The organism is Streptomyces sp. NBC_01314 (genome assembly GCF_041435215.1).
Taxonomy (GTDB): Bacteria; Actinomycetota; Actinomycetes; order Streptomycetales; family Streptomycetaceae; genus Streptomyces.
The window spans coordinates 1182450-1207713 of record NZ_CP108394.1 but is presented as its reverse complement, the minus strand read 5'-3'; the positions used below and the strand labels follow the sequence as shown (position 1 = coordinate 1207713).

18 protein-coding genes are annotated in these 25264 nt (G+C 72.2%); 14 read left to right on the top strand and 4 right to left on the bottom strand.

Annotation, left to right across the window (positions count from 1 at the left end):
- From OG622_RS05420 to OG622_RS05410, 3 genes are all read right to left on the bottom strand, one after another.
- Nucleotides 1–1392, bottom strand: a complete 1392-nt coding sequence (locus tag OG622_RS05420) for an ABC transporter substrate-binding protein (protein ID WP_371573808.1) — start codon at nt 1390–1392, stop codon at nt 1–3.
- 376 nt (nt 1393–1768) lie between these two features.
- On the bottom strand, nt 1769–2911 hold the full coding sequence (locus OG622_RS05415; protein WP_371573806.1) for a LacI family DNA-binding transcriptional regulator: 1143 nt from the start codon (nt 2909–2911) through the stop codon (nt 1769–1771).
- A 164-nt stretch (nt 2912–3075) separates the two neighbouring features.
- Nucleotides 3076–3411, bottom strand: a complete 336-nt coding sequence (locus OG622_RS05410; RefSeq protein WP_371573805.1) for an amidohydrolase family protein — start codon at nt 3409–3411, stop codon at nt 3076–3078.
- A gap of 191 nt (nt 3412–3602) precedes the next feature.
- Between OG622_RS05410 and OG622_RS05405 the strand changes: the two genes are divergently transcribed.
- The 4 genes from OG622_RS05405 to OG622_RS05390 are packed head-to-tail and all read left to right on the top strand — an operon-like array spanning nt 3603 to nt 11861.
- Entirely contained in the window at nt 3603–5156 is a 1554-nt protein-coding gene (locus OG622_RS05405; protein ID WP_371573803.1) for a TIGR02677 family protein, read from the top strand.
- A complete protein-coding gene (locus OG622_RS05400; protein ID WP_371573801.1) occupies nt 5153–6433 on the top strand; it encodes a TIGR02678 family protein in 1281 nt (426 codons plus the stop codon). The genes OG622_RS05405 and OG622_RS05400 overlap by 4 nt, the downstream gene beginning before the upstream one ends.
- Nucleotides 6430–10611 (top strand): TIGR02680 family protein, encoded by a 4182-nt coding sequence (locus OG622_RS05395; RefSeq protein WP_371573799.1) that lies wholly within the window; start codon nt 6430–6432, stop codon nt 10609–10611. The genes OG622_RS05400 and OG622_RS05395 overlap by 4 nt, the downstream gene beginning before the upstream one ends.
- Complete coding sequence (locus OG622_RS05390; RefSeq protein ID WP_371573797.1) at nt 10608–11861, top strand: TIGR02679 family protein; 1254 nt, start codon at nt 10608–10610, stop codon at nt 11859–11861. Before OG622_RS05395 ends, OG622_RS05390 begins: the two co-directional genes overlap by 4 nt.
- Before the next feature lie 195 nt (nt 11862–12056).
- Here OG622_RS05390 and OG622_RS05385 read toward each other — a convergent pair whose 3' ends face one another.
- Entirely contained in the window at nt 12057–14012 is a 1956-nt protein-coding gene (locus OG622_RS05385) for an amino acid transporter (protein WP_371573795.1), read from the bottom strand.
- 424 nt (nt 14013–14436) lie between these two features.
- Here OG622_RS05385 and kdpF point away from each other — a divergent pair, with 424 nt between their 5' ends.
- The 10 genes from kdpF to OG622_RS05335 all read left to right on the top strand — a co-directional run bounded on the left by kdpF (nt 14437) and on the right by OG622_RS05335 (nt 24868).
- Complete coding sequence (kdpF, locus tag OG622_RS05380) at nt 14437–14526, top strand: K(+)-transporting ATPase subunit F (protein WP_037770757.1); 90 nt, start codon at nt 14437–14439, stop codon at nt 14524–14526.
- An 8-nt stretch (nt 14527–14534) separates the two neighbouring features.
- Nucleotides 14535–16199 carry a potassium-transporting ATPase subunit KdpA gene (kdpA, locus tag OG622_RS05375; RefSeq protein WP_371573793.1) on the top strand — a complete coding sequence of 555 codons (1665 nt, stop codon included), beginning with the start codon at nt 14535–14537 and terminating at the stop codon, nt 16197–16199.
- The gene (gene kdpB, locus OG622_RS05370; protein ID WP_371573791.1) at nt 16196–18334 is read left to right on the top strand and encodes a potassium-transporting ATPase subunit KdpB; all 2139 of its coding nucleotides are present in this window, start codon (nt 16196–16198) and stop codon (nt 18332–18334) included. The genes kdpA and kdpB overlap by 4 nt, the downstream gene beginning before the upstream one ends.
- Before the next feature lie 5 nt (nt 18335–18339).
- Nucleotides 18340–19011, top strand: coding sequence for a potassium-transporting ATPase subunit C (locus OG622_RS05365; RefSeq protein ID WP_371573789.1), 672 nt, complete (start codon nt 18340–18342; stop codon nt 19009–19011).
- A 317-nt stretch (nt 19012–19328) separates the two neighbouring features.
- On the top strand, nt 19329–19871 hold the full coding sequence (locus tag OG622_RS05360; protein ID WP_371584008.1) for an RNA polymerase sigma factor: 543 nt from the start codon (nt 19329–19331) through the stop codon (nt 19869–19871).
- Nucleotides 19868–20722, top strand: coding sequence for a zf-HC2 domain-containing protein (locus OG622_RS05355; RefSeq protein ID WP_371573787.1), 855 nt, complete (start codon nt 19868–19870; stop codon nt 20720–20722). Before OG622_RS05360 ends, OG622_RS05355 begins: the two co-directional genes overlap by 4 nt.
- Nucleotides 20719–21585 carry an ABC transporter ATP-binding protein gene (locus OG622_RS05350; protein ID WP_371573785.1) on the top strand — a complete coding sequence of 289 codons (867 nt, stop codon included), beginning with the start codon at nt 20719–20721 and terminating at the stop codon, nt 21583–21585. Before OG622_RS05355 ends, OG622_RS05350 begins: the two co-directional genes overlap by 4 nt.
- Entirely contained in the window at nt 21582–23114 is a 1533-nt protein-coding gene (locus tag OG622_RS05345) for an ABC transporter permease (RefSeq protein WP_371573784.1), read from the top strand. Before OG622_RS05350 ends, OG622_RS05345 begins: the two co-directional genes overlap by 4 nt.
- Entirely contained in the window at nt 23111–23797 is a 687-nt protein-coding gene (locus OG622_RS05340) for an ABC transporter (RefSeq protein WP_371573782.1), read from the top strand. The genes OG622_RS05345 and OG622_RS05340 overlap by 4 nt, the downstream gene beginning before the upstream one ends.
- Nucleotides 23798–23893: 96 nt before the next feature.
- On the top strand, nt 23894–24868 hold the full coding sequence (locus OG622_RS05335; RefSeq protein WP_371573780.1) for a hypothetical protein: 975 nt from the start codon (nt 23894–23896) through the stop codon (nt 24866–24868).
- The last annotated feature ends 396 nt before the right edge of the window (nt 24869–25264 follow it).

The window sequence follows — 25264 nt, the reverse complement described above, 5'->3', positions numbered from 1 at the left end:
TCAGCTTCCCTTGACGGTGAAGCCCTGGTTCTTGGCGTACTTGGTGAGCCGTGACTGCCAGCTGCCGAGGGCGCGGACGGTGTCGGTCTTGTCGGCGAGGGACTTGCCGACGGTCTCGGTCCAGTCGGTCGCCGCCTGGTCGAGGAACGGCGGCCACTGGAAGGAGGGGTCCACGGTGGCGCTGATGTCGGCGAAGACCTGGTTGACCTTCTGGCCGCCGTAGAAGGACGGCGCGTCCGAGACGAACTCCGTGTCCGTGAGCAGGGCCTTGGTCGCCGGGAAGAAGAACTGCTCGGTGGCGAACATCTTGGTGGTGGCGGGGTCGGTGTTGAGGAACTGCGCGAACAGGGCCGCCGCGATGGGGTTCTTGGTGGAGCGGATGACCGAGGTGGTCGAGCCGCCCCAGTTGCCCGCGCTGGGCTTGGCCGCGTCCCACTGGGGAAGCGGGGCCGCGCGCCACTTGCCGGCGGTGGCCTTGGCCGAGCCGGAGAGGAAGGCCGGGCCCCAGGCGGCGGTGATCCAGGTGGCGTACTTGCCCTTGTTGAGCCCGGCGTACCAGCCGTCGGTGAAGTCCGGATCGGCGCTGATCACGCCTTCCTTCGCCAGACCGCCCCAGTACGCGCCGAGCTTCTGGGAGACGGCGTCGTCGACGCTGATGGTGATGTCGCTCTTGCCGGAGGTGGCGTACGGCTTGGCGCCGGCCTGCCACAGCAGTCCGTGCCAGGCGGCGGGCTGGCTGGGGGCGAGGTTGGTGAGGTAGACGTCGGGGTCGGCCTTGTGCAGCTTGCGTGCCGCTTCGGCGAACTCGTCCCAGGTGCCCGGCACGTCGATGCCGTGCTTGTCGAAGATGTCCTTGCGGTACAGCAGGCCCATCGGGCCGGTGTCCTGCGGGATCGCCCACACCTCGCCCTTGGCGCCGCTGACCTGGCTCCACGTCCAGTCGACGAACGTGTCCTTCAACTTGGCGGCGCCGTACGGGCGCAGGTCCAGCAGGCTGTCGGTGATGGTGAACGTGGGGATCGCCTGGAACTCGATCTGCACCATGTCCGGGGCGCCGCTGCCCGCCTTCAGCGCCGTACGCAGCTTGGTGTACTGCGGGGTGCCCTGGCCGGCGTTGACGACCTTGATCTTGATCGCCGGGTACTTCTTCTCGAAGAGCGCGATCTCCTTGGCGATGTTCGGGACCCAGGTCCAGAACGTCAGCTCGGTCGGCGTCTTCATCGCCTTGTCGATGTCGGCCTGGCTGACCGCCTCGGCGGAGCCGGAGGAGCCGCCGGAGTCACCGCCGCCGCAGGCGGTGAGGGCCGCCCCGAGCGACAGGGCACCCGTCGTCGTGAGGAACAGGCGACGGCTCATCGCGGACGAGGCGAATGTGGACGCGTTTCTGGGCATGGTGAACTCCAGCCGATGGCGAAGATGGCGGCACGCCTGATGAAGGCGTGCGGAGGTGTGTGGGTTGCTTCGGGGTGGACGCGAGGACCGGGCTCGAAGGCCCGCGTGGTCGGGATCGCGTCCGCGTGGACGCGGCCGACCGTGTACCGGGTGCTGCTGGTACGGCGTCGGATCGCGGCCGGAACGAACAGGGCGAGGTGTCCGGGCAGACGTGGAGAGGCGACTCGTGCACGCTGCTGGATTCGGGGGGCGGCCCTACGTCGACCGTGTGAGGGGCGCGCCGGAGTGGCGGGGGCGTGACGGTACAGCGGCTCGTTCAGGGGTCACGCGCCGGCCGTGCGTGGTGCGGTCCGGGCTGGCGGCTGGCGGCTGGCGGTCAGTGCTGTAAGGCGGCGCCTCCGTCGGGCTGCGGCGGGGCGGGCGTGCCCACGCGGACGCGGGAGGCGGTACGCCGTCCGCGGGCCGGGGTCGTCCGGCTCGGCGGTGGCGCGGTCGAGGCGCGGACGACGAGGTCGACCGGTGGGTCGCTCGGCGGCAAGGGGTCCGCGTCGGGGTTCTCGATGGCGTGCACGAGACGCTTGAGCCCCTCCTGCGCCACGGCGTCGAACGGCTGCCGCACCGTGGTCAGGGGAGGAGTCACATAGGCGGCGACCGGGATGTCGTCGAAGCCGACGACGCTGACGTCCTGCGGCACCCGGCGCCCGGCCTCCGCCAGCGCGCGGATCAGACCGATCGCCATGTCGTCGTTGGCGGCGAAGACCGCCGTGACGTCACGGTTCTCGGCCAGTTCGCGTCCGGCCGCGTATCCCGACGCGGCCGACCAGTCGCCCCGGACGACCTCGGGCAGGTCTTTCCCCCGTGCCGTCAGCGTGGACCGCCATCCCTCCAGACGGTCCCGGGCGGCGTACCAGCGCTGCGGGCCCGCCAGGTGATGGACCGTCGTGTGGCCCAGCCCCAGCAGGTGTTCGGTGGCGGTACGCGCCATCAGGTCGGCGCCGTCACCCACGTTCAGCACCGCGGGCGCGGTGACGAACGGCGGTGCGCCGATGACCAGCACCGGCACGGCGACACGCGGAGCCATGCCGCCGTTCTCTGCCGCCTCGTCTATCGGCTCGGAGATGACGATGCCGTCCACGCCCTGGTCGAGAAGCGAGTCCACGGCCCCCGCGATACCCGCGGGGTCGCCCTCCATGGTGTTGACCACGCGGAGCGCGTAGCCGGTGTCCCGGACGACCCGCTCGACGCCCATGAGCAGCGAGGCGGGACCGTACAGAGCCGTCCCCAGCGTCACCACCCCGATGGAGCGGGTCCGCCCCGAGGCCAGTGCCCGGGCGGCGTTGTTACGCCGGTAACCGAGCTGCTCGGCGGCCTCCGTGACACGTCTGCGCACGTCCGCGGAGACGTACGGCTCGTCGTTGAAGACCCTCGACACGGTCTTCTGCGAGACCCCGGCCAGCCGCGCCACATCCGTACTGCTCGGTGCCGCGGGGCCTGCGCCCCGCCCCGTACCTCGCGTCATGATGCCTCCCGGTGACCGTCACGAACAGTCCAATGATGTCAGACATCACCTCTCTGACTGCGCTGTCATGTCTGCGTAGTCATGTCTACGCAGTCACACGACTGTCGTCAAGAGTTCGGCATGCATCCGTTATGCGGGCGTCACAACGCCGGGAGACGTCGGCATCACGCGTCGGGAGCCGCGTGCACGCGCACCCCGTCCACAAAGGTCTCCAGGACCCGGGTGGCCGCGATGTCCCCGGGCGGGCCGCTGAACGGGTCGCGGTCGAGGACGACCAGATCGGCCGCCCTGCCGACGGTGATGCCGCTCGTGAGCGCGTCGAGATGGTTCGCGCAGGCGCTGCCCGGCAGCGCGAGGCCGACGACCAGGCGTGGCAGGACGTCTACCGAGGGCTGGACCCGGCGTCGTACCCCGACCCCGCCCTGACCGCGGTGCGCCAGGACCCGCGCACCGTGGGTAAGAGCTCCTTCGAGGAGGCGTCGACCTCCTGCTCGAAGCACTGTCGGCCCGCGCGCCTGCGAGACGGCCTCCGGGCCCCGCCTCCCCTCCTTCCGGTCCGGCCCGAACGCGAGGAGACCGCCCGATTCCGGCCGGATGAATCCGCTGTTCCGGGACGCATTACTGAATATCGGTGCCGCCCTCTACGGTGGAGATCCGGATGCCGACGAGGCGGTGGGGGAGGGCGACGGGCGTGCGTAGGGTTCCACCCGAGATGTTCCGGTTCACGACGGTGGAGCGGTCCGATCTGTACGGGGCGGTGCTGGACGCCTTCGGTGCGGCCGGCGAGCACCTGGAGACGGCACTCGGACTCGACGCGGTCCGCGAGTGGCTGCGCGGGGTGGGCTGGGCGGCGCCGGTCGAGGACGACGAACTGCACGAGGCACTACGGAGACTCGTGCAGTGGGAGCTCCTGGACGTGGTGCACAACCACGCGGAGAACTACCGCACGGCCGAGGAGTACGAGCGCCGCAACCTGCAGTACTCGCTGACCCGCCGGGGCGAGGCCGCCCTCGCCGGAGTACGGCACGCGCTGGAGGTCCTCGCCTCCACGGGGGCGCTGCAGACGGCCGTGCTGGAGGCGATCGCAGACCGGCTGGACGAACTGTCCCTGCTGTCCGGCGAACCCGCCTCGGCCGATCGCCGGATCTTCAGCACCCTGCGCGAGCTGGAGGGGCATCTGGAGGCCCTGGTGGAGAACACCAAGGCGTTCAACGGCGAACTCCAGCGGCTGCTGCGCGCCGAGAGCGCGGACCTTGAGGTGTTCCGCGAGGTCAAGGCCGCCACGGTCGCGTATCTGCAGGAGTTCCTGGTCAACCTGGACCGGCGCGGGCAGACGGTCGCCGCCGCCGTGGCCCGCGTGGAGGAGCGGGGGATCGCGGTGCTGCGCGAGCGGGCGCTGCGCGGGGCCGAGTTGCCGCCGGTGGCCGGGGAGGACCCGGCGGCCGGCTGGCTGGAGAGCCGGCGGGCGCGCTGGGTGGGGCTGCGGGCGTGGTTCCTGCCGGACGACGGGGCGCGGCCCCGGATCGAGCAGCTGCACGACATCGCCCGGCGGGCCATCGTCTCCCTCCTGCAGGTCCTGGAGCGGATCAACGAGTCACGGCGCCGCTCCTCCAGCGCCGTGCAGGACTTCCGGGAGCTGGCGCGCTGGTTCGCCGCGGCCCCGGCGGAGGAGGACCTGCACCGGCTGTGGTCGGCGGCCTTCGGGCTCGGCCCGGCGCGCCACGCCCACCTCGCGCACCCCGACCCGGAGCTGATCCCGTCGTCCCGGTCCTGGGCCGAGGCCCCGCCCGTGGAGGTGTCGGCGCTGCTGCGGACCAGCGGACGGACGGAGCGCTTCACTCGCACGGCCAGGGTGCGGGACGTGGCGGCGGTGAGGGCGGAGCGCGCCGAGCGGGCTCGCGCGGAGCGAGCGGAACTCGCGCGTGCCTGGCGGGCGTTGGAGACGGACGGACCCGTGCGACTGTCCTCCTTCGGTGAACTGGACCCCGCTGTCTTCGACCGGCTTCTGGACCTGCTGGGCCGTGCCCTGTCCGCCCGGCCGGACGCGGGCGGGCTGCGGCGCGCCACCACCGGGGACGGCCGGGTGGAGATCGCACTGGCCGCGCATCCCGACGGCCGGACCGCCCTGCTGCGCACGGCGAAGGGTTCGCTGGCCGGACCGGACTACGTCGTCCACATCACGGAAGCGGGAGGAGCCACCGCCTTCCCGGCCCTCGGCGCCGCACGGCGGGAGGCGACGGGATGAGCACCCTCGCCAACCAACTGGCCGCCGCGGAAAGAGAGGAGGTCACCCGCGCCGTGCGCCTCCTGCTGGCCCGCCCCCTGCTCACCGAGGCCTCCGACCCGGCCGGCTTCGAGCTGGTACGTCGGCGTCGTGAGCCGCTGGCCCAGTGGTTCGACTACACCTGCGGCTGGAGCCTGGTGGTGGAGCCCCGCCGGGGCTACGCCCGCCTCGCCAAGGTCCGCGCCGACCCGGACGACTCCCGCCCGGCCCGCAGAGCGCGTTCGGGCCGGGCCCCGTTCGACCGCCGGCGTTATGTGCTGCTGTGCGTGACCGCGGCCGAACTGCTGTCGATGCCGATGACGACCATCGGCATGCTCGCCGACCGGGTCGTCCGGGCCACGGTCGCCGACCGGGCGCTGCCCGCGTTCGACCCGGTCCACCGCGCCGAGAGGATGGCGTTCGTCGACGTGCTGAGGCTGCTGGAGTCGTACGACGTGCTGCGCGCCGTGGACGGGGCGACCGAGGCGTACGTCGCGTCCGCGGAGGCGAAGGTCCTCTACCGCGTGGACACCACGCTGCTGATGCGGCTGCCCGCGGCACCCGTCGGCGCCTCCCGCCTCGCCGTGCCCCCGGACGAGGTGCCCGCGCGGTTCGGGGAACTCCTCATGGGTCTGGTGCGCGAGCGACGCTACGGCGGCACGGTCGCCGCCGCCGGGACGGCGGACGAGGAGGAGCACGGCGAGACGGCCGCCACGGACGCCCAGCGCAATCTGAGGTTGCGTCACTCGGTGTTGCGCCGCCTCTTCGACGACCCCGTCCTGTACCGGTCGGACCTCGCCGACGACGAGCTGGCGTACGTCACCTCCCTGACCGGACGCCAGATCCTGCGCCGCTCGGTCGAGCAGGCCGGGTTCCTCCTGGAGGAACGCGCCGAGGGCTTCCTGCTCGTCGACCCGGACGCGCTGGCCACCGACGCCCGTTTCCCCGACGACACGTCCACCGCGCGGGTCGCCGCACTGCTCCTTCTCGAACCACTGTGCGCCGCGCCCGCCGGGATGCTCCCCGAGCAGCTCGCCGAGGCCGGCACGGATCTGCTGCGCCGCTTCCCGCGCTGGGCCAAGGCCTATCAGTCCGAGGACGGCGCGGCCCGGCTGACCGACGACGCCGTACGCGTCCTGCGTGACGTAGGCCTCGCCCACCGGACCGGGGGCCGTGTCGTGGCGCGCCCGGCCGCGTACCGCTACCGCCTGACGGGGACGACGAGTTCGGAACCGGAAGCAGAGAGAGACAAGCAGTGAGCGTGACAGAGCTTCCCTTCCCTCGGCGGCCTGAGTTTCCCCTTCCCCCGCGGCCGGAGTCCACCGAACCGGCCGGGACACCGGCGCGGGCGGCGGACACACCCGGCAGCCGCTGGCAGCCGCACCGCGCGGGCATCCTCAACGTCTGGCGCTACTACGACGAGACCTTCACCTTCCACCAGGGCCGCCTGCTGCTGCGCGGCCAGAACGGCTCGGGCAAGTCCAAGGCCCTGGAACTGCTGCTGCCCTTCCTCTTCGACGCCAGCCTCCGCCCCAATCGCCTCTCCACGTTCGGCGGTTCGGAGCGCACCATGCACTGGAACCTGCTGGGCGAAGGGGCCTCCGGGAAGACCCGCGTCGGGTACGTGTGGATGGAGTTCCGCCGTGTCGCCGACGACGGCACCGAGCGCTGGTTCGGCTGCGGGGCTCGCCTGCAGGCGAGCGTGCACACCACCGGGGTGCACGCCGACTACTTCACCACCGGCGCCAGGATCGCCCACCCCGACGGTGTGCTCCTGGTCAACGAGGCGGGACAGCCACTGACCCGGGCCGCCCTCTCCGAAGCCCTGCGCGACCGCGGCGACGTACACGCCTCGGCCACCGACCACCGCACGGCCGTACGACGTGAACTCTTCGCCGGCATGGGGGAGCAGCGATACGAGTCGCTGCTGTCCGCCCTGCTCCAGCTGCGCCAGCCCAAACTGTCCGAACGGCTCGACCCGTCCCTGCTCTCCACCTTGCTGTCCCGGGCCCTCCCGCCCCTGGGCGAGGGCGAGATCGCCGAACTCGCCGAGGGCTTCGAGCGGCTGGACCGCCAGCGGGAACACCTCAAGCGGCTCGACGACGAGGTGGCGGCGGCCGAGACGGTCGCATCCCAGCAACGCGGCTACGCGCGACGGGTTCTGCGCGCCGGTTCGGCCGCGCTGATCTCGGCGACCACGGAGATGGACGACCTCACCCGCGTCGCCCGGCAGAGCGCCGAGCAGCTCGAACAGGCGCTGACGCAACGCGAGTCGGCCCGGACCCTGCGCGCGGAACAGGAACTGCGCGTACACGCCCTGGAGGAGACCGTCGAGGGCCTGCGGGAGAGCGACGCGTACAAGCAGGGCGAGGAACTGGACCGGCTCCGCCGCCGCAGCGAAGAAGGGGCGGCCACCGCCGGACGGCAGCGCGCCCTCGCCCGGACCGCCCGGGCCGGGGCGGAGGAGGACCGCAGGCACGCCGACGCGGCGGCGGGCCGGGCCCGCACCCTCGACGAGCACGCGCGCGAAGCCGCCGAGGAAGCACGCCTGGCGGCCCGTTCGGCGGGCCTGGAGTCCCTCCACCACGAGGCGCACGCGATCCTGCGCACGGACCCCGCGGTGCCCCTTCCCGACGGCACACGGCGTGCGGTGGGCGACGGCCGGCCCGAGGACTTCGACGCCACCTCTCCGGCGGGCGAGAACGGGGCCCGGCAGGCGCGTCGGCTGCTGCGGGGCGCGGTCACCGCCCGACGGCAGCAGGTCGCCCTCGTCACCGAGGCGATCGACGACCACGATCACGCGGTACGCGACCGGGGCGCCGCCGAGGACCTGTTGGACGAGGCCCGTGCCCGGTTCGCGGAGACGATCGCCCGGCGGGACGAAGCCTCCGCGGCCCGGGACGACGCCCTCGCCGCACAGGCGGAACGGCTGCTCGCCTGGGCCGGGGGCTGCACGGAACTGCGCATCGCCGACCCCGGGGAACTGGCGGCCGCAGCGGCGACCGAGGCCGAGGTGACGGCCCTGGCCGAAGCCGCCGCACGCCCGCTGGAGCAGGAGATCGCCACCGCGGAGGCCACCGCCCGAGCCGCACGCCAGGGCCTGCGGGAGGAACGTGGCCGACTCGCGGAGGAGATACGACGCCTCAGCGGCGAAACCGACCTGCCGCCTCCGCCCCCGTCCACCCGCACCACCGTCCGCACGGCGACGGCGGGAGCACCCCTGTGGCGGCTGATCGCCTTCCGTGAAGGCGTCCCGCTGCCCGTCCAGGCCGGGGTGGAGGCCGCCCTGGAGGCGTCGGGCCTTCTGGACGCCTGGGTCAGCCCCTACGACGGGATCCGACTGCCGGGTCACGACACCCGCGCCGAGGCCGCCCTGGCCGTGACCGTGCCGGGGCCCAGCCTGCTGGAGGTGCTGAGACCCGAGGAGGGCATCCCTGTCCCGGTCGACACCGTGACCCGCCTCCTCGCCGGTGTCGCGTACGGCCCGGGTCTGCCCGACGGCCACTCCGCGGCCGTGTCGGCCGACGGTGCCTGGCGTCTGGCCCTCGCCACCGGCTCCTGGAGCAAGCCGGAACCGGCCCACATCGGCGCCCTCGCCCGGCAGCGGGCCCGGCAGCGCAGGATCGGTGAACTGACCGACCGTATCGGCGGGACGAACGCCTCCCTCGCCGCGCTCGACGACCGGTCGCGCGGCCTCGCCGCCCGCCGCGCCCGGCTGGACGCCGACCGCGCCGCCCGCCCCGACCACCGGGAACTCGACGCACGGGGGCGGGACCGGGACCGGGCCGAGGAGAAAGTGGCCGCCCGGGACGACGCCGTACGCGACGCCGCCGGGCGTCTGGCGCGGTGCGAGGGCGCGGTGGCGGGCGCTCTGCGCACGCTCAGCCGCCAAGCCGCGGAACACCAACTCCCCACCGACCGCGGCCGGTTGCGCGCACTCTCCGCCGACATCGACAGGTTCCGGGACACCGCCGACAGCTGGGTGGACGCCCGTCTCACCGCGACCGCCGCGGCCGACCGAAGCCACCGGACGGCCGCGTCGGCGGACCGTTCGCGCCGGGCGGCCGAGGAACGGGCCGAGGAAGCCGCTGCCGCCGAGGCCGAGGCGGCGGGTCTGCGGGCGCGCCTGGCGGCGGTGGAGGCCACCGTCGGCGAGGACTACCGGCAGATCGTCGCGCGCATGGCCGAGGCGCGCGAGGAACTGCGCCGCTGCAGGGAGGCGGCGGCTCGGGCGGCCGATCTCCTGCTCCGCCTGGAAGGGCGGATCGGCGGACTGCGGGCCACCAGCGGACAGGACACCGAACGACGGGAGCAGGCCGTCCTGGTCCGGGACCGCGCGGCGCACCGGTTCCGGCACCTGTGTCTGGTCGGGCTGGCCGAGGACGCCGGCATCGCACCGGGACCCGACGCCGGGGACGGCACCAGGGCCACCCTGGAGGCCGCCCGCGCCGTCGCGGCGAACTGGCCCGGAATCCCGCACGCCCCACGCAACCTGGGCGACGCGGCGACCCGTCTCTCGGAAGCGGTCCACGAGGCCCGCCGACGCCTCGGCGCCCGTGCCGACCTGGACCTGGAACCCGACGACGACGTCCAGCTGTTCACCGCCACCCTGGACGGCGTACGCGTGGGGGCGACGGGCCTGCGCACCACGCTCACCCAGGAACGCGACCGCAGCCGCGACGACATCACCACCGGCGAGCGGCGCCTCTTCGACCAGATCCTCACCGGCGACATCCGCCGCCACCTCGCGGTCCGCATCCGTCAGGCCGGAGAACTCGTCGACCGCATGAACGGGCACCTGGAGCGGGTCCGGACCGCCTCCAAAGTCGCCGTCCAACTCGTCTGGGACGTCCGTCCGGATCTTCCGGACAGCACCCGCACCGCCCGGCAGCTGCTGCTGAAGGACCCCGGTCGGGTCACCGAGACCGACCGGGAGGCCCTGCACACCTTCTTCCGCGCCCGTATCGGGGAGGCCAAGGGCAGTGACACGGCCGCCAGCTGGGAGGAACAGCTCGGCGAGGTGCTCGACTACACCGCCTGGCACCGCTTCACCGTCCGTCTCGACCGGGCCAACGGCACGGGCTGGCAGCCGCTGACGAAGAAGCTGCACGGCGCGCTCTCCGGCGGCGAGAAGGCCATCGCCCTGCACCTGCCGCTGTTCGCCGCCGTCGCCGCCCACTACGAGGCGGTGCCGCTGGCACCCCGGCCGATCCTGCTGGACGAGGTCTTCGTCGGTGTCGACACCGTCAACCGCGGACAGGTCTTCGCCCTGCTCACCGCGCTCGACCTGGACCTCATGGTCACCTCCGACCACGAATGGTGCACCTACGGCGAGCTGCCCGGCATCGCCGTCCACCAACTCCTCACCGACGGGCACGACGACGCGGTCACCAGCGCCCGTTTCGTCTGGAACGGCACCGACCTGGAGACGGGATGACCCCACGCGAACAGGCCCTGGGCGAACGCACCCTGCGCCGGCCCGAACTCCGCACGCTCTGGCACACGGTCCACCGCCGGCTCTCCTCCGGCCGCCCCGTCACCCGGGTGCGTCTCGGACCGCTCGACGACGCCCAGCGCGAGGCCCTCGCCGACCTGCTCGGTCTGGACCGGCTGCCGGACCCCGCCCCCTTTGTCGCCCTGGCCCGCCTGGAGGAGGCCGTCACCGAACTGTGGGGCCGGACGGTACGCGAAACCGTCACCGAACTCGTCGGTCCCCTCGACGACCGCGCCGGCGAACGACGCCGCCAGGAAGGCGAACGGGCCGAACTGTGGGCCTGGTTGGACGGTCACGCCATCGTGCGGGCCCAGCCCGCGCTCGCCGACTGGGCCGCCTCCTGCCGAGCCGCCGGCCTGGTCGGCGGCTCACCGGAACGCACCCGGTCCCAGCTGACCGACGCACTGACCGTGCTCGCGGCGCTGCCCGCCGAGGCGGAGCCACTGCCCGTGTTCGCGGCCCGGGTCCTGAGGGGCGACTCGCACGCCCTCGACGACGGCACGCGCCTGTCCGCCCTCGTCCTGCGCGCGCTGGCGGCCCTCCACGACAGCGCCCCGCCGCGGTCCGCGGCGGACCGGCGCGCCTTGTGGACGCGTGCGGGTGTCGCCGACGACGATCTGTCCGCCACCGTTCTCGTCGGCGGACTGCGCCCGTCCGGCGACGGCCCGCTCGCCCGTGTGACCCGCGTCTGCGCCGAGGCCGGACAGGGCGCCGCCCTGACCCTCGCCCAACTGCGGGCCCCGGGCGAGTTCGCCCTCGCCGCGGAGCCCGCGCCCGTCGTCCACGCCGTCGAGAACCCCAGCATCCTGGCCCTGGCCGTACGCCGCTTCGGCCCGGCCTGTCCGCCGCTCGTGTGCACGTCCGGCTGGCCCAACAGTGCGGTCGTCCACCTTCTCCGCCTCCTCGCGGACCACGGCGCGACCCTCCGTCACCACGGCGACTTCGACGGCGAAGGCATCCGTATCGCCGCGTATCTCCTGGACAAGACACCGGCCCGGCCCTGGCGCATGGCGGCGGCCGACTACCGTGCCGCGGTCGCCCGCACCCCGAACGGCCCCGGGCCCGGCCGTCTCACCGAAGCACCCTGGGACCCCGAACTGACCCCCGCCATCCTCGGCCACGGCACCGCGGTGGTCGAGGAACTGGTGGCCGACGTCCTGCTGGTAGACCTCGCCGCGGTGGTACGGGCCTGAGCCCGCCGGCCTCGCCGCCCGCGGTGACGACGCGCCGCTCATCGCCGCAGGCACGAACGCGCCCTCACAACCATCCCGGGCCGCACCCCGGCACCGGCGCAGCACGCGACACCGCCACCACTCTCCGCGCCGCCGACCGGACGGTCCACCGCACCCTGGCCCGGCCGGCCGCGATCACCCTCCGCCGTCGGCCGGTCAGCCCACGTGCACCCGGGGGCGGCGGGACCGGTTGCGTTCGGCCTCGCGCAGGACCTCTCGGGTGACGGGGGCGACCTCGCCCTGGCCGAAGAGGAAGAAGCGGAGGAAGTTGGCGAAGGGGCCTCCTTCCGTCCACTCGAAGTAGATGTGCGGTATCGCGCCGGTCGTGTCACGGACGTGCAGGAGCAGGGCGGCCAGGGCGTTGGGGATCGAGGAGGATTCCAGCGTCAGTACGCGGTAGCGGCCGTGCATCACTTCGCCCCGGACCGTCAGGCCCGCCTCGAACTCCGACGGGTCCGTCACCGTCACCTCCACGAAGACGAAGTCCTCGGCGGTGGGGACGTCGTTGTCGTGGCGGATCTGCTCGATCTTCTCCCGGTACTCGGTGAGGTCACGGTGGTCGGGCTCGTTGGCGATGAAGCGGATCTTGCGGTGGGAGATGTCCCGTACGAAACGTTCCGCCATGTCGTCCAGCCGCACACTCGTCACGCGAAGCTCGAAGGCGCGGGCCAGGCGGGAGAGGAGCGAGACCAGGATGATGCCGGCGATGAAGCAGGCGCCGATCTTCACACCGTCGGGGCGTTCGATGACGTTCAGGACGGTCGTGTAGAGGAAGACCGCCGAGATGACGCCGAAGGCGATGGTCCAGTTGCGCTGGCCGGCCTTGCGGGCGGCGATGGTCACCGCGATCGCCGCCGAGGAGATGAGGACCAGGACGCCGGTCGCGTAGGCGCCGCCCTGGGCGTTCACGTCCGCGTCGAAGATCCAGGTGACGAGGAAACCGACGAGGGTGAAGACGATGACCATGGGGCGGACCGCGCGGGCCCAGTGCGGGGCCATGCCGTACCGGGGGAGGTAGCGCGGCATCAGGTTCAGCAGACCGGCCATGGCGGACGCGCCCGCGAACCAGAGGATGGCGATCGTGGAGACGTCGTAGACCGTGCCGAACACGTTGCCCAGGTAGTCGTGCGCCAGATACGCCAGCGCGCGCCCGTTGGCGTCGCCGCCCGGCTCGAACTCCTTCTCCGGGATGAGGAGGGTCGTGATGAAGCTCGTGCAGATCAGGAAGACGCTCATGATCACGGCGGCCGCGGTCAGGAGCTTCTTCGTGTCCCGGATGCGGCCCTTCGGATGCTCCTCCGTGTCGCCCGGCTCTCCCCGCACATGCGGCATGACCGCCACACCGGTCTCGAACCCGGACAGGCCGAGGGCCAGCTTGGGGAAGACCAGGAGGGCCACGCCGATCATGGCCAGAACGTTTCCGTGCTCGGCGGTCAGTGCCGTCGACCAGTCGGTGACGACATGGCCCTCCGTGACCACATGCCACAGGCCCACGGCCACGACCACGACGTTCAGCGCGAGGTAGGCGCCCACCAGGACCACCGCGACGCCGATGGCCTCCAGGAAGCCCTTGAGGAAGACCGCGCCCAGCAGGGCGATGAGGATGAGTGTGATCAGGAGCTGCCGGTCGTGCAGGGCGTCGGTGAGGTGAGGGTTCTCGATCAGGTGGGTCGAGGCGTCGGCTGCCGAGAGAGTGATCGTGATCAGGAAGTCGGTCGCCGCGAAGCCCAGCAGGGTCAGGACGAAGAGCTTGCCCTTCCAGAAGGTCAGCAGGCGCTCCAGCATCGCGATCGAGCCCTCGCCCCGGGGGCTCTCCTCGGCCACGCGACGGTAGACGGGGAGCGCGCCGGCGAGGGTGACGATCACGAGGACGATGGTCGCCACGGGGGAGAGGAGACCGGCGGCGAGGGCGGCGATGCCCGGCTGGTAGCCGAGGGTGGAGAAGTAGTCGACGCCGGTCAGGCACATCACCCGCCACCAGGGCTGACCCTGGTGCGCGGGCTCCGGATCGGCGTGTGCTCCGGTGTGGCCGCCGCCCTTGCCCATATCGGACAGGCCCTCCAGCATCCATGCCCGCAGGCGGCTGGTACGGGTGTCCACCGTGGTGGCCATGAACGCTCCTGACGTGCGGTGATACGAACGTTTCCGGCCATCGCAAGACCGCCGCATCAGCGTAGGCAACGCGTGATGCCCAGGCCATGGGAAGAGGGGCCGGGCGGCGTCAAGACCGCGTTAAGGTCTGCGCCGACGCAGTCCCCGCCGTCGAGTCGCTGCCCCGCTTCATCCGCGCGCCACCCGCTGTCTCCGGGGCGCGGACGCCTGCGCGTAAGAGGTCCGTCAAAGGTGCCGGTATCGCCGTCAGGGACGTGTCAAGGCCGATCGATTCCGGCGAGGGAGGGCGTTTCCTTTCATCGTCCGCTTCTCTTCCGAACCTCTTCCAGCTCTAGGAGTTCGCGATGGCCGATGTGGCCTTCGTCGTCGTCACGGTCGCGGTGTTCGCGCTGGTGGCTCTGGTCGCCAAGGGGGTGACCCGGCTGTGACCGTCGAGAACGTCGTCGGCCTGGTCGTGGCCGTCGCCCTGCTGGGCTATCTCGTCCTCGCCCTGATCTTCCCGGAGAGGTTCTGAGCACCGTCATGGGTCCCGTACCTGCCGGCATCCTCCAACTGCTCGCCCTGATGGCGGCGCTGGCCCTCGCCCACCGTCCCCTCGGCGACCACATGGCCGGGGTCTACTCCTCCGACAAGCACTGGCGCGTCGAGAAGTGGCTCTACAGGGGCATCGGCGCCGACCCCGACACCGAGATGCGCTGGCCCGCGTACCTGCGCGGCATCCTCGCCTTCTCCGTCGTCGGCGTCCTCTTCCTCTACCTCCTCCAACGGCTCCAGGGCGTCCTGCCCGGCTCGCTGGGCTTCGCCTCCATCGACCCGGACCAGGCGTTCAACACCGCCGCGTCCTTCGTGACCAACACCAACTGGCAGTCGTACTACGGCGAACAGGCCATGGGCCATGTCGTGCAGGTCGCCGGTCTCGCCGTACAGAACTTCGTGTCGGCCGCCGTCGGCATGGCGGTGGCCGTGGCCCTCGTACGGGGCTTCGCCAGGTCCCGAAGTGGTGAACTCGGCAACTTCTGGGCCGACCTGGTGCGCGGGGTCACCCGCATCCTGCTGCCGCTGTCGCTGATCGCGGCCGTCGTGCTGGTCGCCTGCGGCGCCATCCAGAACTTCTCCGGCATCCACGAGGTCGGACAGTTCATGGGCGGCTCGCAGCAGTGGAACGGTGGCGCGGTCGCCTCGACGGAGGCCATCAAGGAGGTCGGCACGAACGGCGGCGGCGTCTTCAACGCCAACTCCGCCCACCCGTTCGAGAATCCGACGCCCTTCACGAACCTCCTCGAGATCTTCCTGATGCTCGTCATCCCCTTCGCCCTCACCCGCACCTTCGGGACCATGGTCGGCAGCGTCAAGCAGGGCTACGCGATCCTCGCCACCATGGCCATCATCTGGGTCGGGTTCGTGGCGCTGATGATGTGGACCGAGTTCGCCCACCACGGCCCGGCGCCGCAGCTCGCCGGTGGCGCGATGGAGGGCAAGGAGGTCCGGTTCGGTGTCGGCGGTTCGTCCCTCTTCGCCGTCTCGACCACGCTCACCTCCACGGGTGCGGTGGACTCCTTCCACTCCTCCTTCACCGGCCTCGGCGGTGGGATCACCATGCTGGGCATGATGCTGGGCGAGATCGCGCCCGGCGGCACCGGCTCCGGCCTCTACGGCATGCTCATCATGGCGATCATCGCCGTCTTCATCGCGGGGCTGATGGTCGGCCGTACACCCGAGTACCTGGGCAGGAAGATCGGCACCCGCGAGATCAAGCTCGCCGCCTGCTACATCCTCGTCACGCCCGCGCTGGTGCTCGTCTTCACGGCGGCGGCCATGGCACTGCCGACACCGGGCCACTCCATGACGAACTCCGGCGCGCACGGATTCTCCGAGATCCTCTACGCCTACACGTCCGCGTCGAACAACAACGGCTCGGCCTTCGCCGGGCTGAACGCCGACACCGAGTGGTTCAACAGCACCCTCGGTATCGCGATGCTGCTCGGCCGGTTCGTGCCGATGATCTTCGTCCTCGCCCTCGCCGGTTCGCTCGCGGAGCAGAGACCCGTGCCGGTGACGGCGGGCACACTGCGTACCGAAAAGCCCCTGTTCACAGGGTTGTTGGTGGGTTCGATCCTGATCATCGCCGGGCTGACCTACTTCCCGGCCCTCGCGCTGGGCCCGCTCGCCGAAGGGCTGGCGTCATGACCACCGACGTAACGAAGCACGAGGACGCGATGTCCACACTCACTCCAGCCCGGGCGCCGCACGGCGACGTACCCAGCGGGCACCGGTCCGGCGAGGGCCGGGGCGGTGCCGGGCTCTTCGACCCCAGGCAACTGGTCAGGTCGCTGCCGGACGCCCTCCGCAAGCTCGACCCGCGTGTGATGGTCAAGTCGCCCGTCATGTTCGTGGTGTTGGTCGGGTCCGTGCTGACCACGCTCTTCTCGTTCAGGGACCCGACCGACTGGTTCGGCTGGACGATCAGTGCCTGGCTCTGGCTGACCGTGATCTTCGCCAACCTCGCGGAGGCGGTCGCGGAGGGGCGCGGCAAGGCGCAGGCCGACACCCTGCGCAGGGCCCGGACGGATACCGTCGCCCGTCGGCTCTCCCCGGACGGAGCGAGCGAGGAACGCGTGCCCGGCACCGGACTCCGCGTCGGCGACCGCATCGTCTGCGAGGCCGGCGACATCATCCCCGGCGACGGTGACGTCGTCGAAGGTGTCGCGTCGGTCGACGAGTCGGCGATCACCGGCGAGTCGGCCCCGGTCATCCGGGAGTCCGGCGGTGACCGGTCCGCCGTCACCGGTGGGACGAAGGTCCTCTCCGACCGCATCGTCATCAAGATCACGACCAGGCCCGGTGAGAGCTTCATCGACCGGATGATCAGTCTGGTCGAGGGCGCGGCCCGGCAGAAGACGCCCAACGAGATCGCGCTCAACGTCCTGCTGGCGTCGCTGACGATCGTGTTCCTGCTGGCGGTGGCGACCCTGCCCCCGTTCGCGGACCACGCGGGCACGCACCTCACGATGGTCGTGCTGGTGGCCCTGCTGGTCTGTCTGATCCCGACCACCATCGGCGCGCTGCTGTCCGCCATCGGTATCGCCGGTATGGACCGCCTCGTGCAGCGCAACGTCCTGGCGATGTCCGGACGGGCCGTCGAGGCCGCCGGTGACGTCTCCACACTGCTGCTCGACAAGACCGGCACCATCACGCTCGGCAACCGCCGGGCGGCGGAGTTCGTGCCGGTGACCGGGACGCCGGAGGCCGACCTCGCGGACGCCGCCCAGCTCTCCTCGCTGGCCGACGAGACGCCCGAGGGCCGTTCCATCGTCGTACTCGCGAAGGAGAAGTACGGTCTGCGTGAGCGCGTGCAGGGCGAGCTTGCCGGCGCCGAGTGGATCGCCTTCACCGCCCGGACCCGGATGTCGGGTGTCGACGTCGACGGGCGCAGGGTCCGCAAGGGCGCGGCCGGTTCGGTCGCCGCCTGGGTGCGGGAGCGGGGCGGCACGGTCGCCGAGGACGCGGGCGGGATCGCCGACCGGATCGCCGGGGCGGGCGGCACACCCCTGCTGGTGGCGGTCGAGGACGCCGACGGAGCACGGGTGTTGGGCGTCGTCCACCTCAAGGACGTCGTCAAGGACGGCATGCGGGAGCGGTTCGAGGAACTGCGGCGCATGGGCATCAGGACCGTCATGATCACGGGCGACAACCCGTTGACCGCGAAGGCGATCGCCGAGGAGGCGGGCGTCGACGACTTCCTCGCCGAGGCCACCCCCGAGGACAAGATGGCCCTCATCAAGCGGGAGCAGGCCGGCGGCAAGCTCGTCGCGATGACCGGCGACGGCACGAACGACGCGCCCGCGCTGGCCCAGGCGGACGTGGGTGTGGCCATGAACACCGGGACCTCGGCAGCCAAGGAGGCCGGCAACATGGTCGACCTCGACTCCAACCCGACCAAGCTCATCGAGATCGTCGAGATCGGCAAGCAACTCCTCATCACCCGGGGCGCGTTGACGACGTTCTCGATCGCCAACGACGTCGCGAAGTACTTCGCGATCATCCCGGCGCTGTTCGCGGCCGTCTACCCGGGCCTGGACAGGCTCAACATCATGCGGCTGTCCTCGCCGGACTCCGCGATCCTCTCCGCGGTCGTCTTCAACGCGCTGATCATCATCGCGCTCGTGCCGCTCGCCCTGAAGGGAGTGCGGTACCGGCCGGTCAGCGCCGACAGGCTGCTCCGCCGCAACCTCGCCGTCTACGGTCTCGGCGGTCTCGTCGCGCCCTTCGTCGGCATCAAGATCATCGACGTACTCGTCTCGCTCATCCCCGGGATCGGCTGAAGGACATGAACACCTCCCTTGCGAACACCGTCCGCCTGCTGGGGGCGGGCCTGCGGGCCCTGCTCGTGCTGACGCTCGTCACCGGGGTCGTCTACCCGCTGGTCGTCACCGGCTTCGCCCAGGCCCTCTTCCACGACAAGGCGGACGGGTCCGAGATCAAGGACCACACCGGCCAGGTCGTCGGCTCCTCGCTCATCGGGCAGGCGTACGACCTGCCGCTCAAGAAGGGGCAGGAGACCCCGGAGGCCGACCTGAAGTGGTTCCAGGGCCGCCCCGCCAACGGCCTCGGCACCAACAGCGTCAACACCCGGTACAAGCTCATCCTCTCCGGTGCGACCAACCGCTCCGCCGACAACGAGGAGCTCATCCGGTGGGTGAAGGACGCCAAGGCCGCCGTGGTCAAGGACAACTCCGTGACCGGCTACACGGTCGAGCCGTCCGACGTGCCCGCCGACGCGGTCACCTCCTCCGGTTCCGGCCTGGACCCGGACATCTCCCCGCGGTACGCCGACCTCCAGATCCACCGGGTGGCGGAGAAGAACGGGCTGCCCGTCGACCAGGTGCGCGAACTCGTCGACGAGCACACTGACGGCCGCACCCTCGGCTTCATCGGTGAGCCCCGCGTGAACGTCCTCGAACTCAACATCGCGCTCAAGGCACTCGCGGCGAAGAACTGACGGAGCCACCCGACTCACCCGGCGCGCGGTCGCCACCGAACGACCCGCGCGAGCGGCAACGGATCTCCGACGCCGGGTACGACGAGACCGGCAACGAGGGGGGCCGGCTGCTGCGGGCGCCGGCCGACGGGCCTCGTGAGGGAGGATCCGACCGGCCGTGAGACGGGGCGGGTTCGTCCCATGACTCCATCGAGGGGGCGTACGACAGTCACTCACCTTCCCATCGGGCTCCGACAGCAACTCCCGTACGCGCCAGACTCGGCACGTGCTCGGTGAACCGTTCGGGGCGTCTCGTCCGATGAGGGGGTGTGAGCGAGATGAAGCGAGGGAGTCCGGGTGACGCCGAACTGTTGCGGGCGGTCGCGGACGGGGACCGTCGGGCCTTCGAAGAGCTGTACCGGCGCTACGCACCGTGGCTCGTGCTGCGGCTGCGCGGACGGTGTGCAGACCCGGCGCTGGTCGACGACGTCGTACAGGAGACGTTTCTCGACGTATGGCGGGGAGCCGCCCGCTACCGGCGCGAAGGTGACGTGGCGGGCTGGCTGTGGCGGATCGGCTCACGCCGCCTCGTGGACGCGCTGCGGGGCGACGGGGCCCGCGGCCGACTGCGGCAGGCGCTCGCCCGGCTGCGGCAGCGCGACGAGGTGTCGGCCGAGGAACACGTGCTGGCCCGGGTGCGGCACGGAGACCTGGCGGGGTCGCTGGCCGAGCTCTCGCCGGAGCTGCGGGCGGTGCTGCAGGCCACGGTGATCGACGGTCTGACGACACGTGAGGCGGCGGTCGTGCTCGGCATTCCCCCGGGCACCGTCAAGACCCGGGCCATGCGCGCCCGGAAGCAACTGCGGGAAGGCCTGACATGAGCTGGCACGCCGATGACGGGGACCTGCGGGAGTACGCCGACGGAGTGCTGGCGGCGCCCCGGCTGTGGTCCGTCGAAACGCACCTCGCCGCCTGCGCCGACTGTCGCACCGCGCTCTCGGTCCATGTCCCGCCCGCCGAGATCAGCGCGGGCTGGGCCCGGCTGGACGCCGAACTGGACGCCCCCAGGCCGGGCTTCGCCGAATCGCTCCTGATCCGGGCCGGCATCGCCGACCACACCGCGCGGCTGCTCGCGGCGACTCCGGTGCTGCGCCGCTCCTGGCTCGGCGCGGTGGCGCTCACCCTGCTGCTCGCGGTCGGCGTGGGACTGGCCGCGTCGCCGCTGATGCTGCTGGCCACGGCGCCACTGCTGCCGCTGGCGGGGGTGGCGCTGTCCTTCGGGCCGGGACTCGACCCGACGTACGAGATGGCCGTGGTCGCGCCGATGCACACCTTCCGTCTGCTGATGGTGCGCACGGTCGCGGTGCTGTCGACGACGACGGTGCTGAGCGTGCTGGCGAGTCTGGCGCTGCCGTCGTTCGGCCTGGCGGCGCTCGGCTGGCTGCTGCCGGCGCTCGCGCTGACCACGACGGGCGTCGCGTTGACGGCCCGGCTGGGGCCCGTCCTCGCACCGGCGCTGGTCGGTGCCGGCTGGACCGCCCTGGTGGTACTGAGCCGGCTGCTGGCGTCCGGCACGCCGCTGCCCTTCACCGCCGAGGGGCAGGGCGCGGCGGCGGCGGTCGCGGCGGTGGCGACGGTGCTGCTGGTGGCGGCGCGGGACCGCTTCGACAGCGGTCGTCCGCTCGGTCCTTCCTTCCGATCCCTTCGATTCGCAGCCAGGAGGCTGTCATGACACGACCCACGGTCTCGGCCTCCGGGCTGACCCTGAGCTATCGCGGCACCAGAGCGGTGGACGACGTGACGATGCGGCTCTCCGAAGGTGTCACGGGCCTGCTCGGGCCGAACGGGGCGGGCAAGACGACGCTGCTGCGGATCCTGGCGACGGCGACGCCGCCGGACACCGGCGCCTTCACCGTCCTCGGGCACGATCCGAGCACGGTCCACGGACGGCAGGACGTGCGAAGGGTCCTGGGCTATCTGCCGCAGAACCCGGGATTCCATCCGGACTTCACCGCCTTCGAGTTCATCGACTACGTGGCGATCCTCAAGGAACTCACGGACCGGCAGGCCCGGCACGCCGAGGCCCGCCGCGTCCTGGACGCGGTCGGTCTCGCGGATGTGCGGGGCAAGCGGATACGGCGGCTCTCCGGCGGTATGCGGCAGCGCGTGGCCCTGGCGGCGGCCCTGGTCGGCGACCCGGGTTTCCTGGTCCTGGACGAGCCCACGGTCGGACTCGACCCCGAACAGCGCATGCGGTTCCGGGAGTTGATCGCGGAGGCCGGCGAGGGCCGGACGGTGCTGCTGTCCACGCATCAGACGGAGGACGTGGCGATGCTGTGTCACCGGGTGGTGGTCATGGACAAGGGCCGGGTGCGGTTCGACGGCACGGCCGCCGACCTGACGGCGGTGGCGGACGGCCGGGTGTGGAACAGCGGGGAGCGGCAGCCGGGCGCCAGAGCCGGGTGGCGCACCGGGACGGGCGAGTTCCGCAACGTCGGGGACCCGCCCGCGGGCGCCCGGCTGGTCGAACCGACGCTGGAGGACGGCTATCTGCTGGCGCTCGGCGGCGAGCCGGTGGCGGAGGTGACGGCATGACGGCCGTGGCGGGGACACGGGTCGCCGCGCCGAAGCCGCCGCCGATGCGGGTCCAGGGCCGGCGGCGGGCGGTGCTCGCGCTGGCCCGGGTCGAGGCGCGGCGCCTGCTGCTGCACCCCCTGGTGCTGTCCGCCCTGGTGGCATACCTGACGCTCCTGCTCTGGCCGAGCGGTGAGTCGGAGGACGCCTATCCGGTCCTGCAGGACATCGACCGCGAGACACAGATCGGACAGCTGCTGCTGGGGCTGGCGGTGATGATCGCCGTGAACCTGGCGGTGCTGCGCTCCCACCGGCGGGGCACGGACGGGTACTTCGGCGTGCTGCTCCTGCCGCCGTGGTGGCGCACGGTCGCGCATGTGCTGTCGGTGCTGCCGACGGTGGTGGTGGGGGCGCTGATCGTGGCCGGGCAGTTCACAGCCGCGGCGCTGAAGTCCGGGGCGGTGGGCCACGGGTCGGTGTCCGAGCTGTCGACCGGGCCGCTGCTGATCCTCCTGCTCGCCGTCCTCGGTGTGCTGCTCGCCCGGCTCGTCCGGTCGGCGTTCGTGGCACCCCTGGCCGTCGTCGCAGTCCTGGCGGGCACCATGGTCTTCGCCGCCGACTCGCGGAGCCCGGCCTGGCTGCGCGGGCTGGCCCCCCTGGTGTTCGACGAGGGCGCACGGCCACTGCCGTCCGACCTGCTGGGGCGGCCCGCGGCATGGCACGCGCTGTACCTCCTGGCGCTCGCGGTGCTGCTGGGGGCGGGCGCGGTGCTGTTGAGCGGCGGCCGGACGCGGGCCGTACGAGCCACCGCCCTGGGGGCACTCGGCGCGGTCGTGACCGCCGTGGTCCTGCAGGGCACAGCACCGACGGAAGCGGTGCGCGAGGCGCGGGAGGTGGCGACCCGTGACCCGGCGGCGGTGCAGGACTGCGAGCGGCGCGGGGCGACGACGTACTGTGCCTTCCCCGAGTTCACGCCCTGGATCGATGAGTGGGCCCGGGTGACCGACGAGGTGCGGTCGCTGGCCGGCGCACCGGACGCGACACGGAAACTGACCGTACGACAGAAGGTCGCCGCGCTCGACGGACCGTCGGGCGACAGGGAGATCTCACCCGCCGCGCCCGGCGAGTCGACGGTGACCACGGCGTGGGGCGGCGAGCGAGAACTGGAGTTCGCCGCGAGCGTCGCCCGGGGGCTGGTCGTGGGGCACGAGCGTTACGAGGGAGTGCACTGTGACGCGCGGGGCGTATTGATGGTGTGGCTGGCGGTCCGCGCGACCCGGGACGGCGAGGCCATGTTCGAGGACACCGGCAACGGGCTCAACAGTCCCGGGGTGATTCAGGCTCCGGTGACCGCGGTCGCCCTGCGGGGCCGTGAACTCGCCGTGGTCCAGCGGCTGTTGGCCGAGCCACAGGCAGAGGTGGACCGCAGGGTGAAGGCATCCTGGGCGGAGCTCTCCGCCTCCGGCACGACCACCGACCGCGCGGCCGCCCTGCTGGGCGTCACCGCCCCGGCCGAGACCGCCGACGACCGGGAGTACCAGTGCGCATGAGGCGGTGGCTCCTGGTGGTGGCGGCCCTGGTACGGCCCACGGCGCGGTCGCTGCCGTGGACCCTGTTCGCCGCCGGCTGGGCACTGGGACTGGCCATCGCCGCCGTACCGGTGCTCTTCTCGACGGACCTCCCGGCGGAGGTGCTCGTCAACCTGGTGCGGACGGCCGCGCTGTGCGGGGCGGTGGGGATGGCGTTCGTCCTGGACGATCCGGCCCGGCACACCACCGGCGTCCCTCCTGTGCCGCGTCCGCTGCGGCAGGCGTTGCGTGCGGCCGTCGTCCTGCCGGCGGTGGCGGCCTGGTGGATGGCGGTGCTGGCCGTCCTACGGGCGGGCGCCGACACCGGGGAATGGGCAGCGATGCCGTGGGGGGCGGTGACGGTCGAGGCCGGCACGCTGTGGGCGCTGGCGCTCGCACTGGCCGCGGCGACGGTGCGGTTCACCGCCATGAGCGTGCCGGGGCCGGCCGTGGCGGGCGCCGTGCTGGCGCTGCCGGTCACAGCCGGCGCGCTCCTCCCACCCCGCTTCGCCCTCTTCGTACCACCGGGCGACCCGCGCTGGGACGACGCCCACGTGTTGTGGGCCGGTGCTCTCGCCGCCGTCCTCACCACCTGCCTGGCATGCGCCCCGGAACCACGCCGCCGCTTCTCCGGCACGCCCCGGCAGCGCCGCGGGAAGGCCTGACCGCCGGCATGGCGAAGACGGCTGACCACGCTCCACCGCCCCGAGACCGGGTGGGCTAGGGTCCTGGTCCTCGCGCCGCCCCCTCGAAGGAGTGTCATGTCGTTTCCCGAGCTTCCCCGGCCCACGCCTGGTGAAGTGCTGTTGGTCAGCGCGTGCTGCGAGCACGACAAGGCTTTGTGGGGCGGACTGCTCGACGAGGTCGGCGGCCGACGGGAAAACGATGTGCTTGTCCTCGGGGGCGGCGGGGTGCGGCTCCGCCCGGTGGAGGGGAGCGGGTGGGAGAACCTGCTCGGCGGCAACGTACCGGCGCTCGTTCCGGGCGGCGGGCTCGGATCACCGGTCGTCGTCCTGGCGGACATTTCTGTGGTCTACGGCGGGGACGGGCCGTTGCTGGTGGACCTGGCGGGGATACCCGGCCGCGGTGTCCGGGTCCCGTCGTCCCGGCTCGGCGAGATCCTGGCCGCGCTGGCGGGCGGCACGCTCGCCTTCGACGACCTGGTGCGCGGCATGGACAGGCGCGGCATGTACGAGGGCGACGGCGGCCGACCGGCCCACCCGGTCCCGGTCTTCCCCGCGCCGACGCTGCCCTCGCGCTTTTCGTTCCCGGCGCTGCCCTCGACCGAACAGGCCCTGCTGGTCCGTACCTCCTTCGACGACGAGAAGGGCTGGCGCACGCTGCTCGACGAACTCGGTGGTGCCGACGAGGACGGCTGGATCGGCACGCACCTGGACCCGGACGAGATCGACGTCGACCACTTCCCGTTGGAGGCGCTGGTCGTCGACGACCGGGCCTTCGAGCACCTCGGGCCGGGCCAGGTCCCCGCGCTGGTCCCGCCCGGGGAGCGCACAACGCTGGTCGCGCTCGCCGACGCCAGGACCTTCGCCGACCCCGACCGGCCGCTGACCGTTGTCGACCTGTACTGCACCCCGGGACATTCCACCCTCCTTCCGTACGGCGTGGTCGGCTCGTTGGTGTGCAACCTGGCGATGGCCAACATGGACTTCCACGAGTTCGTGGCCGTGGAGGGCGCGGAGCCGTGGTGGGAGAAGCGAGCGCGCCGCAGCCGCTGACGCCGGACGACGCGGGACGGTGTCGAACAGCCGCGAGCCCCGGGGTGCACAGGTCCACCAGTACGCCGCACGTCGTACCTCACTGGAAGGCCGGTACGACTTCCCTGAAGCCCCGTACAGCCCCGCACAGCTCCGCCGCCTCGTCGGACTCCCGATGCGCTTCCTGACGGTGACGGCCTTCGGGGACAGCCCCAGCGCTGAGACCGAGCGCCGTCGGAACCGGTATCGCCCGCTGCGCAGTGCCGGTGCGGTGACCGCCATCTGGCGGAGGCCACACGTTTCCCGCCCATCCATGTCCACGAGGCGGCGCCGTTCCGAGAACGTGGCGGCTGGACGCGGGCACAGGGCCTGGAGCGAACCGGCGCCCGGATCGTCGTCCGCGGCGGCGCGGGTGCG